Source organism: Pseudomonas sp. NFPP04 (genome assembly GCF_900113815.1).
GTDB lineage: Bacteria > Pseudomonadota > Gammaproteobacteria > Pseudomonadales > Pseudomonadaceae > Aquipseudomonas > Aquipseudomonas extremorientalis.
In genome coordinates, this window is the sequence record NZ_FOQS01000003.1 from 489900 (window position 1) to 504543 (window position 14644).

Genomic DNA, 14644 nt, shown 5'->3' on the forward strand with positions numbered 1-14644 from the left:
CTATTCGTGGAGTTTTAGATCAATCGGTTATAAGCGGAATGGGTCTGTCGTAAGGCGGTATACAAATACCCGGTTGTGACCCAGGCCAGGCTTATCGTTTGGCGTCATGTTCAGCTGGCTGAGGAAGCATGCCGATGACGCAAAACCGCGATTTGAGTGAGGTCGCCGCAGGGGCGACCCAGGATGAAATGGACAGGGCATTGCTCGACATGACCGGCGATCTGGACAAGGCGCAGGTTTTGCGCAAAACCGTCCCGCGCTGGTTGATTGGGGCCGACGCTTCGACCCTCACGGCCCTTGAACAGGCGCATATCGACAGCAAGGCGATCCGTGAGAACGTCCGTTACCTGTTACAGCGCCTGGAACCGCTGGATCAATACTGCGCAGAGCGCTTGACCAATTTTCTGCGGGCCAAAGGGGTTGATTCGCCGGATGTCAGGCAAGACCTGCTGGAGTTGCCCAAACGTAAGCTCACCGGCGTCAACCCTGACCTGGGGGGCGGCTTGCTCCAGACCGTTACCTATACAAAGCAAAGCCTGCTGCATGCAGCGATGCAGAACTTCTCTGACGCGCGCGCCGAGCCCGGGGGCATGTCCGTCGCCGCTGTGGTGCGCTCTGCGGCCACCAAGCAGCCGATGGTCGGGATGACGGTGCCCGAATTTGTCGGTTATTGCCGGGAGCTGGACCTGGGGGCGCTCTATCAAAAACACATCGAAGAGGTCTTCGACCTGCCCGACCCGAAAAGCAAAGAGGAAGTCAGTTCCTACAACCAGGCTGCTGTCAGTATTGGCCTGGGCAAACTCATGGACATGCGCATGGATCTGCATATTGCCTTGTGCAAGGGGCATATCGAAGCCGGGACCTACGCGCGGTTGCTCAAGCTGATCGGTTTCGACCGTCCGGCCAGTGAGCTCAAGAGCAAGGTGCCGGGCAACGGTCTGACTACGTGGCAAGGCGTGAACATCGATGACACCTGTGTGTGGAGTGTATTGGTGTTTTCCGGCAGCGTACCGGGCAGCCTGGATACCGGCCCCTTTATTGTCTACATGCCTAACGAACCCTCCAGGCCCTGGTACGAGTACCCGACGCTGGAAGACTTCAAGGTGTACTTGTCCTTGAAGCTGCAAATCAAGAGCTACCGGACGTTTTTCGAAGGGTACCTGGATGAGTCCAACCGCCTGGATTTTTTCGAATCGTTCGACATGACGCGCAAGGTTGGCCAGCTGCGCGCCTTACCCGTCACGACCAGCCTGACAGGGTTCTTCTTCCACGCATTCGTGGGCAAGATTCAATTGGATGCGTTAGTGCTGGCGGTGCCCAAGGCCCAGGTCGACCAGCAAGCCAGTGAAGAGCGCATGCAGCGCTATCTGGACCTGGGGCTGGACCTGCTGAATGTGGCGGCGTTGGTGGTGCCGGTGTTGGGTCAGTTGATGCTCGGGGTAGCCATCGGACAGCTGTTGGGGGAAGTGTTCGAGGCCGTCGAGGACTGGCAGCACGATGAACATACCGAGGCCCTCAGGCATCTGGTGAATGTGGCCGAAAACGTTGCGGCCATGGCTTTGTTTGTGGCGGGGGGGCGGGTAGTGGGGACGTTGAAGCGCACCCTGACAACCTCTACGGAGTTCTTCGAGAAGTTCGAAACCGTCACCACTGCCGACCAGGGCCAGAAACTCTGGCGGCCAAGGCTCAATACCTATCGACAGCCTGAGCCGGTCGCACACCAGGCCGTGGTCAATTCTCGAGGCGTCTACCAAGTCAACGGCCGCTCTTACATCCGGATGGGGGGAAACCACTATTCGGTTGCCTTCGATACCAAACTGCAGAAGTGGCGGGTTATTCATCCACAGCGCCCGCAGGCTTACCGCCCGCCGCTGGAGCACAACTTCCGTGGTGGCTGGCAGCACGTCTACGAGCGCCCCTTGCAATGGGAAGACCTCGTCTACAGCCTCAGGCGACTGGATCCAAGCCTTGAGGAGTTGCCCGCTGAGCCGTTGTCGAACCTGGCAACCCTCACCGGAATGACCCTGCCACACTTGCGGGCATTGGGCAGTGCCTACGAGCCGTTACCCGAGCGTTTTCATGACAGCGTGCTGCGCTACAAGCAAAACGACAGGGTCCGTGAACTGATGGAGTACCTGGCGCGTGGTGAACGTCCGGATGCGAGTACCGCACGCGCCCAATTGTTCGCATTGCCGCTGGTGCCAGGCTGGCCCCAGGGGCGTTTTTTCGAGGTGCTGGACGAGGAGGGCGAACTGCTGGAAAGGCATCCGGAAACAGCACCTTTCGATTATGAGGATCTGAGCATCCATATTACCCGCAAGGAGTTGAGGGACGGGCGGGTCATGGACACCTTGCTGGAGCATCTGAGCGACGAGGAGCGTGTCGACCTGTTGGGCAAGGGCGTGGCGGAAGACGACATGCGCAGCACACTGGAGCGGCGTCTGCTGGACACGCTGCGTAGCCGGCATCAAACCGTGCTCGACCGTTTGTACACCTATTACGCCGGGGTTGCCCTGAACGAATTGGTGCCGTTGTGCGACCGCTTCAAACAACTGCCGCCCCGTGTGGCGTGGGAGCTGTACTCACAGGCCACATTGTGGGAGCGCCGGTATTTGCGCACCACTGGCCGAGTACCACTGGTGCTTGCCCAGCGGGCACGCGAGGCGGTGGACCAGTTGGAGCAGGACCGCGCGCTGATGGGCCTGTACTGGCCGGAGTTGGCGGGGGACGGCACCCGACGCGTGGCCGTCGGTATGCTGGAGCGAATGCCCGGCTGGCCCCGAGACCTGGCATTGCAGGTACGCAGGCACACCCTGAGCGGGGCGGTGCTGGCCGAGGCGGGCGCTTCAACAGCTGCGACGCAGAGGACCCTGGTCAGTACGCCCCAGGGGTATCAGGCCTTCGATCAAAAAGGCAAGGCCCTGGGGCCGGTCGCGACAGGCGCGGACGGCTTGTATACGGCGCTGTTCGATAGCCTGCTGCCACGCCAGCGCATTGCATTGAAGCTCCAGGCTGAGAATGAGGCGGCCGACCTGCGGGGCCGCCTGCGTGCCACCACGGTGCATGAGCGTGACAGAGTCGCCCGTCACCTGTGGCCGGAACGCGGGCTGCTGGACGAAGAACCGCTGATCTGTACCCAGTCGGCGCGGGGCGAGGCAGAGCATTTCCCGGCGGCGTTGGTGCGTAAGGTCAACAAGCTTTATCCCTTGTTCAGTCCGTCGCAGGTCAACGATTTCTTGCGCGATGCGGGCCATGATCACCTGTCTCGTGCCAAGGCGGTCCAGGCACGTGAGCAGGAGTTTGAAGCGCTGCACACGGCACTCAAACGCTGGCGTGCCGAGAGGTCTGTCAATATCGTGCAGGCCGACCCCCTGTGGGACTATCGATTGAGTCGCCACCAGGCGGCGAAAAGCATCGAAAAGTGCTGGCGACGGATGTCGACCCTGCCCGACGAGCGCGCCAGCCAGGTTCCAGGGCTGTTGCTCGATGATATGGTCATCGGCCCTCTGCCGACATTACCCGCACAGGTGCGCTTCGATCACGTCGAGCATTTGTCATTGCGCCGTTTGAACCTGACCGACGATGTGGCGTATTTCCTCAGCCACTTCAAGGGGCTGCGCACCCTTGAACTGGGCGAAAACCAGATTACCCGGCTGCCTGAAGCCCTGTCGCACATGCCGGGCCTGGAGCGGTTGTACCTGAGCAACAACAAACTCCAGCTCACCGAATACACCCGTGCCAAGCTGGCCGATCTGACGCGCCTGAAGGTGTTGAGCCTGGCGGATAACCCGCTGCTGGACCCGCCGGATATCAGCCGTATGTTCGCGCTGCGCAACCTGGTGTTACGCAACTGCCGGCTCAAGGAACTGCCCAAGGACCTGTGGCGCCTGCCTTATCTTGAACAGATCGATTTGCGCGCCAATGACATCAGCGTGCTGCCGGAGTGGCTGTTGCGCGTGCCGCGAAACTTTGCCCTGGGTGTCAACTTGCGGCACAACCCGTTATCGGCTCAAAGCCAACTGGCCCTGAAACATTACCGGCAGGCGTACGGTCCGGGCATGGGGTTCCTGGAAGATGATATTGCGCGTTTGAACGAGCAGAGCGCACGCGAACTGTGGCTGGCGGACGAACGGATGGCGGACTATGCGGCTAAGAGTCTCACGTGGACGGGCCTCAAGGACGATTACCGGTCGGACGCCCTGTTCAAGTTGCTCGCGGAACTGGGCGGCACCAAAGACGCCGAGTTCGTGCGTGAGGACCTGCAGCGCCGCGTATGGCGGGTGCTGGAGGCTGCCGCAATGAACAGCGAACTGCGTGAGGAAGTATTCGAACGGGCCGCCACGCCGATCAATTGTGACGATGCCGCCGCCGTCAACTTCAGCAGCCTGGAAGTCCTGGTGGAAATCAGCGATGCCAAGGCCCTCATCCAGGGGCGTGCGCTGACGCCCAGGCCGCTGTTGAAACTGGGTCGTGGCCTGTTTCGCCTGGAGCAGTTGGAGGCGATTGCGCGCCGTCACAGTGGCCTGCATCCTGCCGCCGATCCATTGGAGGTCAGCCTGGCTTTCCGCACAGGCCTGGTCGGCGAATTCTATTTGCCCGGCCAGCCTCGGCACATGCGTTATTCGCGGCTGGGTGAGGTCACTCAGTTGGCGCTGGATGAAGCCAAGGCTGAAGTCACGCTGGCCGAGCTGTCCCCCGAGCTGATGACGTATCTCAAGAAGCTGCCGTTCTGGACCGACTACCTCAAGCGTGCCCATGCGGCTCGCTTCGAGGCCTTGAGTTCGCCCTATGACGAGCGCCTCAATGACATCTTCGAGCAAAGCCTGGTACTGAGCGATGCCGATTACCGTAGTCGCATGCACACCGTCCTCAGTGAACGGGAGCAGGCTGAAAGCGCGCTGATCGAGCGCTTGACCGAGGATGCCATCAGGGCCGAAGGGCTGGGCTCCGTGTGTGAGGCCCCAGCCGGTTGATCACTCGACCTTGCCGGTGGTGGTACGGATCAGCGCCCGCACGGCAAACCGGTTGGGGTGGCAGGCGTCAGCCACGGCGCGCGGCACCGGCAACGGCTCGCTGTCCAGCCAGGCGGCGAGCAACTCCGCACTCAGCGGGGCGGTGATCAGCCCCCTTGAGCCATGGCCGCTGTTGACGTAAAGCCCGTCCAGCCAGGGGCAAGCGGTGCCTGGCACTTGCCGGGCGTCCTTGCGCAGGGCGGCGTAGGCCTGGTCGAACGCCTGGCGGTCAGCCAGTGGTCCCACAATCGGCAAGTAATCCGGGCTGGTGCAGCGGAACGCGGCGCGACCTTCCAGGGTCGCCGGCTCCAGGGTGTCGGCGCCCAGGCGCTGGGCCAGGTCCTCGGAGATGCCCATGAGCAGCTCCAGGTTTTCGGCATGTTCAGCGGCGGTGGGCGTAAGGTCATCGCTTTTGAAGTCGAAACTGGCGCCCAGGGTGTGTTCGCCCAGGCGTGGCGGGGCGACGTAGCCTTCGGCGCACACCACCGTGGCCAGGGCCTGGCTGTCGGCGGTCTGCGGCAAACGGGTGATCTGCCCGCGAATGCGCTTGAGGGGCAGGTCGGCGAACCGCTGGACTTCGGCGGCGCCGGCCAGCACCGCCACGCTGGTGCTGGCCAGCAGGTGTTCACCGTCCCAGGCTTGCCACTGACCGTCGACATGACGCAGGTCGAGCACATCGTGGTGGGTTAGCACGGTCACGCCCGGTTGATGGGCTTGCCACTCGCACAATGCCGGTGGGTGCACCCAGCCGCCTTCGGGGAAAAACAGCCCACCGTGTGCCAGTGCGATACCGGCGCGGGCCTGGGCCTGGTCGCGGTCGAGCAGGTGCAGCAAGTCCGGCGCGAAGGCAGCGGCCAGTTGCGCCTGGCGCTGGGCCTCCTTGGCATCGAAGGCCAGTTGCAGCACGCCGCAACCGTCCCAGTCGACGCCGCGATGCAAGTGCTCCAGCACTCGACGGGTATAGCCGAACCCGGCCACGATCAACTGCGACAAGGCAGTGCCGTGGGCCGACAGTTTCAGGTACAGCACGCCCTGGGGATTGCCGGAGGCTTCCCGCGCCACGCCGTCATGGCGCTCCAGCAGGCTGACTTGCCAACCCCTGGCCGCCAGGCTGGCCGCCGTCGCACAGCCCGCCAGGCCGGCGCCGATCACCAGTGCGTGGCGGTCACCCGTAATGGCGGGCGGCCTGGCGAACCACGGCTTGGCCGCGACCGGTACCGGCGTGTCGGTCGGCCAACCGAGAAACTCCCCGCGCAGGATCTCCCACTTGTGGCCAATGCCCGGCGTACGTTTCATCTTGAACCCGGCGGCGTTGATCAACCGACGCACCCAGCCGGTGCTGGTAAACGTGCTGATGGTCGAACCCGGTGCCGCCAGGCGTGCCAGTTCGGCAAACAGCTCGGCGGTCCACATATCCGGGTTTTTCGCCGGGGCGAAGCCGTCCAGGAACCAGGCGTCGATCTGCGCGTCCAGTTGGGGCAGTTGCTCCAGGGCGTCGCCGATCAGCAGGGTCAGGGTCACGCGACCGTTATCCAGCACCAGGCGCTGGAAGCCCTGATGGATGGCAATGTATTGCGCCAGCAGTTGTTCGGCGAAGGGTTGCAGTTCCGGCCAGAGCAGCAGGGCGCGTTGCAGGTCGGCATGGCTGAGCGGGTACTTTTCCACGCTGACGAAATGCAGGCGCGCACCGGCCACGGCGTGTTGTTCGAACAGTTGCCAGGCGCAGAGGAAATTCAACCCCGTGCCGAACCCGGTCTCGCCAATCACCAGCCGCCCACCGGCGGGCAGCGCGGCAAAGCGCTCCTGCAAACGGTTCTGTTCGAGGAACACGTAGCGGGTTTCTTCAAGGCCTGACTTATCGGAAAAGTACACATCGTCGAAGATCCGCGAGTGCGGGCGACCTTGGTCATCCCAGTCGAGTTGGGCGTGGGTGATGGGGTTCATGGGCGGCTCGGTAAAGGCAAGGCCGCCATTCTAGCCGATCAACCGGCGTTGAATTGATCCATGGCAAGCGCCGGTGGAATTTCCTCCCGCGTGTTGCTGCCTAATCCGCTAGTCTTGAGCCATCTTGAAACGGAGCTGCCCATGTTCGAATCCGCCGAAATCGGTCACGCCATCGACAAAGACACCTTTGAGGCCGAGGTGCCGGCCCTGCGCGAGGCCCTGCTGGAAGTGCAGTACGAGCTGCAGCAGCAGAAGCGCTTCCCGGTGATTATCCTGATCAACGGTATCGAAGGCGCCGGCAAGGGCGAGACGGTCAAGCTGCTCAATGAATGGATGGACCCGCGCCTGATCGAAGTGCGCACCTTCGACCAGCAGACCGACGAAGAACTGGCGCGCCCGCCGGCCTGGCGCTATTGGCGCCAACTTCCTGCCAAGGGGCGCATGGGCATCTTCTTTGGCAACTGGTACAGCCAGATGCTGCAAAGCCGCGTACATGGGCAGATCAAGGACGCCCGCCTCGACCAGGCCATCGCCGGCGCCGAACGCCTGGAGAAAATGCTCTGCGATGAAGGCGCGCTGATCTTCAAGTTCTGGTTCCACCTCTCCAAGAAACAGATGAAGGCGCGGCTCAAGGCCCTGGCCGATGACCCTCTGCACAGTTGGCGCATCAGCCCGCTGGACTGGCAGCAATCCGAGACCTACGACAAATTCGTGCACTTCGGTGAGCGCGTGTTGCGCCGCACCAGTCGCGACTATGCGCCGTGGCATGTGATCGAAGGCGTGGACAGCAACTACCGCAGCCTCACCGTGGGCAAACTGCTGCTCGAAGGCCTGCAGAATGCGCTCAAGCTGTCCAAGGGCAAGGCCAGCGGCATGAACCCGGCGCCGTTGATCGCGTCGGTGGACAAGAAGAGCCTGCTCGACAGCCTCGACCTGTCCCAGCGCCTGGACAAGGACGATTACGAAGAACAACTGATCACCGAACAGGCGCGTTTCTCCGGATTGATGCGCGACAAGCGCATGCGCAAGCACGCCCTGGTCACGGTGTTCGAGGGCAACGATGCGGCGGGCAAGGGCGGGGCGATCCGTCGGGTGGCGGCGGCGCTGGACCCGCGTCAGTACCACATCGTGCCGATTGCCGCGCCCAGTGAAGACGAACGCGCCCAGCCTTACTTGTGGCGGTTCTGGCAGAAGATCCCGGCGCGCGGCATGTTCACCGTGTTCGACCGTTCCTGGTATGGCCGCGTGCTGGTGGAGCGCATTGAAGGCTTCTGCACCCCGGCGGACTGGATGCGCGCCTATGGCGAGATCAATGACTTCGAAGAGCAACTGCGCGATGCGGGTGTGATCGTGGTCAAGTTCTGGCTGGCCATCGACAAGGACACGCAACTGGAGCGCTTCCAGGCCCGCGAGGAAATCCCCTTCAAGCGCTTCAAGATCACCGAAGACGACTGGCGCAACCGTGACAAATGGGATGACTACCGCGCGGCCGTGGGCGATATGGTCGACCGTACCAGCACCGAGGTGTCGCCCTGGACATTGGTGGAGGCCAACGACAAGCGCTGGGCCCGGGTCAAGGTGTTGCGCACCATCAACCTGGCGCTGGAAGAGGCGTTCGCCAAGTCCGATAAGCACGACAAAAAGAAAAAGAAAAAATGACGCAGCGTGCTGTGGTGAGCGGGCTTGTTGTGGTGAGCGGGCTTGCCCCGCGTTGGGCTGCGAAGCAGCCCTAAAACCTGCCAACTCAGTCGTGCCTGAAGAACCGCGGTGCCTGATTCGGGGCCGCTTCGCACCCCAACGCAGGGCAAGCCTGCTCACCACAACAGGCCGGTTCACCACAATGAGCCGATCCACCACAACAAGTCTGCTCACCCCAGTGAGCCGCGTCGCCATGGTTTTGTATCTATGGGGTGAATGATCGTCGCGGTGGCGCGGGGCGCGATCTATGCTCGATCCGACAACCACAAGATCGAGGTAGCCCATGCGTGAAGTAGTGATCGTCGACAGTGTGCGAACCGGCCTGGCCAAGTCCTTTCGCGGCAAGTTCAACCAGACCCGCCCCGATGACATGGCGGCCCATTGCGTCAACGCGCTGCTCGCCCGCAACGGCATCGACCCGGCGACGGTGGAGGATTGCATCGTCGGCGCCGGCTCCAACGAGGGCGCCCAGGGCTACAACATCGGGCGCAATGTGGCGGTGCTCTCGCAACTGGGCACCGGCGTGGCCGGCATGACCCTCAACCGGTTCTGCTCCTCGGGCTTGCAGGCGATTGCCATTGCGGCCAACCAGATTGCGTCGGGTTGCAGCGATATCATCGTCGCCGGCGGTGTCGAGTCCATCAGCCTGACGATGAAAAGCGTCAATACCGACAACCTGATCAACCCGCTGCTCAAAGAGCAGGTGCCGGGTATCTATTTCCCCATGGGCCAGACTGCCGAGATCGTCGCGCGTCGCTACCACGTCAGCCGCGAAGAACAGGACCTGTACGCCCTGCAAAGCCAGCAGCGCACCGCCCAGGCCCAGGCCGATGGGCTTTTCAGCGATGAAATCGTGCCGATGGCGGTCAAGTACAAAGTCGAAGACAAGAACACCGGTGAGGTGCAGATCCTGGAAGGTGTGGTCGATCGTGACGACTGCAACCGCCCGGACACTACCCTGGCCAGTCTGCAAGGTTTGAAGCCGGTGTTCGCCGAGGATGGTTCGGTGACGGCGGGCAACTCGTCGCAGCTCTCCGACGGTGCCTCGATGACGCTGGTGATGAGCCTGGAGAAAGCCCTTGCACTGGGGCTCCAGCCCAAGGCGTTTTTCCGTGGCTTCACCGTGGCCGGTTGCGAGCCGGACGAGATGGGCATCGGCCCGGTGTTCTCGGTGCCCAAGTTGCTCAAGGCCAAGGGGTTGCAGGTGGCGGACATCGACCTGTGGGAGCTTAATGAAGCGTTTGCCTCGCAATGCCTGTATGCGCGCAATCGCCTGGAAATCGACAATGCCAGGTACAACGTCAATGGCGGTTCGATCTCCATCGGGCATCCATTCGGCATGACCGGCTCGCGGCAGGTGGGGCACCTGGTGCGTGAGTTGCAGCGACGCAACCTGCGTTACGGCATCGTCACCATGTGCGTGGGCGGCGGCATGGGGGCCACCGGATTGTTCGAAGCAGTGCGCTGATCGGCAAATTAAGTGTTCGCTACACAAAGTGCATCGGGTGCCCCTAGAATGCGGCTCCACTTCCTCCGGCTTCTGGGGTACTCATGCACATCTCTTCCGGCCGCTGGGTCTATGGTTTGCTCCTGACCCTGCTGACCGCGTTTCTGTGGGGCATTCTGCCGATCAAACTCAAGCAGGTGCTGCAGGTGATGGACCCGATTACCGTCACCTGGTTTCGCCTGATCGTGGCCGGCAGTTGCCTGTTCGTCTACCTGGCGCTGACCAAACGCTTGCCCAGCCGCAAGGTGCTTGGCCCCCGGGGTGGTTGGCTGGTGGCGATGGCGGTGTGCGGACTGGTGGGCAACTACGTGCTGTATCTGGTGGGCCTGAAATTGCTCAGCCCCGGCACCGCGCAGTTGGTGGTGCAGATGGGGCCGATCTTTTTGATGGTCGCCAGTGTGTTCGTCTTCAAGGAGCGCTTCAGCCTGGGACAGGGGGTGGGGCTGGTGGTGTTGATCATTGGTTTCGGCCTGTTTTTCAACCAGCGCCTGGAAGAACTGCTGACCTCGCTCGGCGCCTACACCGCCGGCGTGCTGACCGTCCTGCTTGCCACCACGATCTGGGTGTTCTACGCCCTCGGCCAGAAACAACTGCTGACGGTGTGGAACTCGCTGCAGGTGATGATGGTGATCTACCTGTCCTGCGCCGTGTTGCTCACGCCTTGGGCACATCCCCTGGAGGCGTTGGACCTGAGCCCGCTGCAAGGCTGGCTATTGCTGGCATGCTGCATGAATACCCTGGTGGCCTACGGCGCCTTTGCCGAAGCGCTGGCCCACTGGGAAGCCTCGCGGGTCAGTGCGACCCTGGCGCTCACGCCTTTGGTGACCTTTGTGGCGGTGGCCGTGGCGGCCTGGCTGTGGCCCGACTATGTGCAGGCCGAAGAGATCAACGCCCTGGGCTATGCCGGGGCGTTGGTGGTGGTGCTGGGTTCGGCAACCGTGGCGCTGGCGCCGTCGTTGCTCGCCGGGCTCAGGGCCCGGCGGTTGCGCCTGGCGTCCTAGGCTAGGTGCCCAGCATGTCTTCGGGGCGAACCCACTGGTCGAACTCCGCATCGGTGAGGTAGCCCAGTTCCAGCGCGGCTTCCCGCAGCGTCAGCCCTTCGGCATAGGCCTTCTTGGCGATCTCGGCGGACTTGTCGTAGCCAATGTGCGGGTTGAGCGCGGTGACCAGCATCAGGCCACGCTCCAAGTGTTCCGCCATTTGCACAGGGTCAGGCTCCAGCCCGGCCACGCAGTGTTCCTGGAAGTTGTTGCAGCCGTCGGCCAGCAGGCGGATCGACTCCAGCAGGTTGTGGATGATCACCGGCTTGTACACATTCAACTGCAAGTGACCCTGGCTGGCGGCAATGCCGATGGTCACGTCATTGCCCAACACCTGGCAGGCCAGCATCGACAGCGCTTCACACTGGGTCGGGTTGACCTTGCCCGGCATGATCGAGCTGCCCGGTTCGTTGGCCGGCAATTTCACTTCGGCCAGCCCGGTGCGCGGCCCGGAGCCCAGCAGGCGCAAGTCATTGGCGATTTTCATCAGGGCCACGGCCAGGGTTTTCAGCGCGCCGTGCAGCGTTACGAGAGGCTCATGGCCGGAGAGGGCGGCGAATTTGTTCGGCGCGGTGACGAACGGCAAGCCCGATAGCGCCGCCAGCTCCGAGGCGATCGCCTCGCCGAAGCCATGGGGCGCATTGAGCCCGGTGCCCACGGCGGTGCCGCCCTGGGCCAGCTCGCACACGGCGGGCAGGGCGGCACGGATCGCACGTTCGGCGTAGTCGAGTTGAGCGATGAATGCCGACAGCTCCTGGCCGAAGGTAATCGGGGTGGCATCCATCATGTGGGTGCGCCCGGTCTTCACCAGCTTCATATGTTTGGCGGCTTGCTCTGCCAGGCCGCCGGACAGGGTGGCAATCGCCGGCAGCAAGCGTTGATGCACCGCCTGCACGGCGGCGATGCTCATGGCGGTAGGGAAGCAGTCATTGGAACTCTGGGAACGGTTGACGTGATCGTTGGGGTGCACCGGGCTCTTGCCGCCGCGCTTATTGCCCGCCAGTTCGTTGGCGCGACCGGCGATCACTTCGTTGGCGTTCATGTTGCTCTGGGTGCCGCTGCCGGTCTGCCACACCACCAGAGGGAACTGGTCGTCATGTTGGCCGGCCAGCACTTCGTCGGCGGCCTGTTCGATCAGGCGGGCGATGTCGGCGGGCAGGTCGCCGTTGCGGTCGTTGACCCGTGCCGCCGCCTTCTTGACCAGGGCCAGGGCGTGCAACACCGCCAGGGGCATGCGCTGCTCGCCGATGGCGAAGTTCACCAGCGAACGTTGGGTCTGGGCGCCCCAGTAAGCGTCATCCGGGACTTCGACTTCTCCCAGGCTGTCGGTTTCGATACGGCTCATCGGGCACACTCCTTCAGGTTCGTTTGCGCAGTTTAGGCTGTGAAGAGCCTCGGGGGTTCCCCTGAAAGACTTTTCATCGGGCAATCCCTGTCCGACAAGGCCCGGGGTTGAGCCCTGAGGTTTTTTAGGCGCAGAATGGTCGCCCTTGGGGTCTTACCTCGCCTGCTAGAAAAGGAAACTCGATGACTCGTCTTCGTGCCATCTGTACCGCGGTTGCTCTGGTTTGCGCCAGCGGCCAGGTTCTTGCCGATACCGCCAGCCACAACGCCAGTGCCGAAGCCTTCCTTACCCTGGCCCACGCCGACAAGCTGGGTACCCCGGTGTACATGCAAGTGCAACAAATGTTCGCCCAGCGTTTCGAACAGACCAAGGCGCCTGCCGCCAAGCAGTCCGTACTGGACAGCTACCAGGCCAAGGCCAACGCCGCCCTCGACCAGGCCATCGGCTGGCCGAAGCTCAAACCAGACATGGTCAAGCTCTACACCACCAACTTCAGCGAATCCGAGCTCAAGGACCTGGTTGCCTTCTACCAGTCGCCACTGGGCAAGAAAGTCCTGGAAAAAATGCCGCAACTGACCCAGCAATCGGCCCAGATGACCCAGGCGAAGCTGGAAAGCGCCGTGCCGGTGGTGAACAAGCTGTTGGAAGACATGACCAACGAGCTGACGCCTAAAGCCGCCGCCCCGGCCAAGAAGAAGTAAGCAGGAATGACCATGCAACAGCGTATCGAAACGGCGCTTGCCGCCCTGGGCACCGACCACCTGAGTGTGCTGGACGAAAGCCACATGCACAGCCGTGGGTTGCAGACCCACTTCAAGGCCGTGCTGGTCAGCCCGCAGTTCGAGGGGCTCAACCGCGTCAAGCGCCACCAGAAGGTCTACGCCACCCTGGGTGACCTGATGAGCGAGTTTCATGCGCTGGCGCTGCATACCTACACGCCTGAAGAGTGGGCGAAAATCGACGCAGCCCCGGCCTCGCCGACCTGCGCCGGCGGGCATGATTGATGATCGGGTGTCTCTGACACCGGGCATTTGTTAGAATCCGCGACGCGCCGCCTAGACGGCGCGTTTTTTTTGCATCCGGTTCACCCCTTACGAGGGTAGCCACCTGGAGAGAACACCCATGACTCAACCGATTGTCGTGGCGGCACTGTATAAGTTCGTCACCCTCGAAGATTACGTCGCCCTGCGCGAGCCACTGTTGCAGGCGATGCTCGACAACGGCATCAAAGGCACCCTGCTGATCGCCGAGGAAGGCATCAACGGCACCGTTTCCGGCAGCCGCGAAGGCATTGATGGCTTGATGGCCTGGCTGAAGAACGACCCGCGCATGGTCGACATCGACCACAAGGAATCCTACTGCGACGACCAGCCGTTCTACCGCACCAAGGTCAAGCTCAAGAAAGAGATCGTGACCCTGGGCGTCGAAGGCGTCGACCCGAACAAGAAGGTCGGCACCTACGTCGACCCGCAGGACTGGAACGCGCTGATCAGCGACCCGGAAGTGCTGTTGATCGACACCCGTAACGACTACGAAGTGTCCATCGGCACCTTTGAAGGCGCGATCGACCCGAAAACCACCAGTTTTCGCGAATTTCCCGACTATATCAAAGCCAACTTCGACCCGGCCAAGCACAAGAAAGTCGCCATGTTCTGCACCGGCGGCATTCGTTGCGAGAAGGCCTCGAGCTACATGCTCAGTGAGGGTTTCGATGAGGTCTACCACCTCAAGGGCGGCATCCTGAAGTACCTCGAAGAGGTGCCGCAGGCAGAAACCAAATGGCAGGGCGACTGCTTTGTTTTCGATAATCGCGTCACCGTGCGCCACGACTTGAGCGAAGGCGACTACGATCAATGTCATGCCTGCCGCACACCCGTGAGTGTTGAGGACCGCGCCTCCGAGCACTATGTGGCGGGCATCAGTTGCCCGCATTGCTGGGATAAGCTGCCGGAGAAGACCCGCCGCAGTGCGATCGACCGGCAGAAGCAGATCGAGCTGGCCAAGGCCCGTAACATGCCGCACCCGATTGGTTTCAACTACAAGCAAACTCCTTCCGAGGCCTGAGCCATGTCCGCGCGCCTGCTCTATGTGATGGACC

The 14644-nt window shown here is 62.4% G+C and carries 9 protein-coding genes; 7 read left to right on the forward strand and 2 right to left on the reverse strand.

Annotated features, from left to right (window positions below; translation table 11 throughout):
• The first annotated feature begins 134 nt into the window (after positions 1-134).
• Entirely contained in the window at positions 135-4973 is a 4839-nt protein-coding gene (locus BM017_RS09570; RefSeq protein WP_092243222.1) for an NEL-type E3 ubiquitin ligase domain-containing protein, read from the forward strand.
• Here BM017_RS09570 and mnmC read toward each other — a convergent pair whose 3' ends face one another.
• The gene (gene mnmC, locus BM017_RS09575; RefSeq protein ID WP_092243225.1) at positions 4974-6956 is read right to left on the reverse strand and encodes a bifunctional tRNA (5-methylaminomethyl-2-thiouridine)(34)-methyltransferase MnmC2/FAD-dependent 5-carboxymethylaminomethyl-2-thiouridine(34) oxidoreductase MnmC1; all 1983 of its coding nucleotides are present in this window, start codon (positions 6954-6956) and stop codon (positions 4974-4976) included. It lies immediately after the preceding gene.
• Between the two features lie 141 nt (positions 6957-7097).
• Here mnmC and pap point away from each other — a divergent pair, with 141 nt between their 5' ends.
• The 3 genes from pap to BM017_RS09590 all read left to right on the forward strand — a co-directional run bounded on the left by pap (position 7098) and on the right by BM017_RS09590 (position 11162).
• Positions 7098-8615, forward strand: coding sequence for a polyphosphate:AMP phosphotransferase (pap, locus tag BM017_RS09580; RefSeq protein ID WP_092243228.1), 1518 nt, complete (start codon positions 7098-7100; stop codon positions 8613-8615).
• Positions 8616-8937: 322 nt separating this feature from the next.
• The gene (locus BM017_RS09585) at positions 8938-10122 is read left to right on the forward strand and encodes a thiolase family protein (protein ID WP_092243231.1); all 1185 of its coding nucleotides are present in this window, start codon (positions 8938-8940) and stop codon (positions 10120-10122) included.
• An 83-nt stretch (positions 10123-10205) separates the two neighbouring features.
• The gene (locus BM017_RS09590) at positions 10206-11162 is read left to right on the forward strand and encodes a DMT family transporter (protein ID WP_092243234.1); all 957 of its coding nucleotides are present in this window, start codon (positions 10206-10208) and stop codon (positions 11160-11162) included.
• A 1-nt stretch (position 11163) separates the two neighbouring features.
• Here the strand turns inward: BM017_RS09590 and BM017_RS09595 are convergent, their stop codons facing one another.
• Positions 11164-12546 (reverse strand): class II fumarate hydratase, encoded by a 1383-nt coding sequence (locus BM017_RS09595; RefSeq protein WP_092243240.1) that lies wholly within the window; start codon positions 12544-12546, stop codon positions 11164-11166.
• 182 nt (positions 12547-12728) lie between these two features.
• On the opposite strand from BM017_RS09595, the gene BM017_RS09600 reads away from it, so the two are divergent.
• From BM017_RS09600 to BM017_RS09610, 3 genes are all read left to right on the forward strand, one after another.
• Positions 12729-13247 (forward strand): DUF2059 domain-containing protein, encoded by a 519-nt coding sequence (locus BM017_RS09600; RefSeq protein ID WP_058424992.1) that lies wholly within the window; start codon positions 12729-12731, stop codon positions 13245-13247.
• Positions 13248-13253: 6 nt separating this feature from the next.
• Complete coding sequence (locus BM017_RS09605) at positions 13254-13550, forward strand: BolA family protein (protein WP_038847405.1); 297 nt, start codon at positions 13254-13256, stop codon at positions 13548-13550.
• 118 nt (positions 13551-13668) lie between these two features.
• Entirely contained in the window at positions 13669-14610 is a 942-nt protein-coding gene (locus tag BM017_RS09610) for an oxygen-dependent tRNA uridine(34) hydroxylase TrhO (RefSeq protein WP_071490747.1), read from the forward strand.
• Positions 14611-14644 lie beyond the last annotated feature (34 nt).

What these genes read in the sequence shown, in the direction of transcription:
- BM017_RS09590 (WP_092243234.1), top strand. Translation starts at nt 10,206, where the DNA reads ATGCACATCTCTTCCGGCCGCTGGGTCTATGGTTTGCTCCTGACCCTG.
- BM017_RS09605 (WP_038847405.1), top strand. Translation starts at nt 13,254, where the DNA reads ATGACCATGCAACAGCGTATCGAAACGGCGCTTGCCGCCCTGGGCACC.
- mnmC (WP_092243225.1), bottom strand. Translation starts at nt 6,956, where the DNA reads ATGAACCCCATCACCCACGCCCAACTCGACTGGGATGACCAAGGTCGC.
- BM017_RS09585 (WP_092243231.1), top strand. Translation starts at nt 8,938, where the DNA reads ATGCGTGAAGTAGTGATCGTCGACAGTGTGCGAACCGGCCTGGCCAAG.
- BM017_RS09595 (WP_092243240.1), bottom strand. Translation starts at nt 12,546, where the DNA reads ATGAGCCGTATCGAAACCGACAGCCTGGGAGAAGTCGAAGTCCCGGAT.
- pap (WP_092243228.1), top strand. Translation starts at nt 7,098, where the DNA reads ATGTTCGAATCCGCCGAAATCGGTCACGCCATCGACAAAGACACCTTT.
- BM017_RS09600 (WP_058424992.1), top strand. Translation starts at nt 12,729, where the DNA reads ATGACTCGTCTTCGTGCCATCTGTACCGCGGTTGCTCTGGTTTGCGCC.
- BM017_RS09570 (WP_092243222.1), top strand. Translation starts at nt 135, where the DNA reads ATGACGCAAAACCGCGATTTGAGTGAGGTCGCCGCAGGGGCGACCCAG.
- BM017_RS09610 (WP_071490747.1), top strand. Translation starts at nt 13,669, where the DNA reads ATGACTCAACCGATTGTCGTGGCGGCACTGTATAAGTTCGTCACCCTC.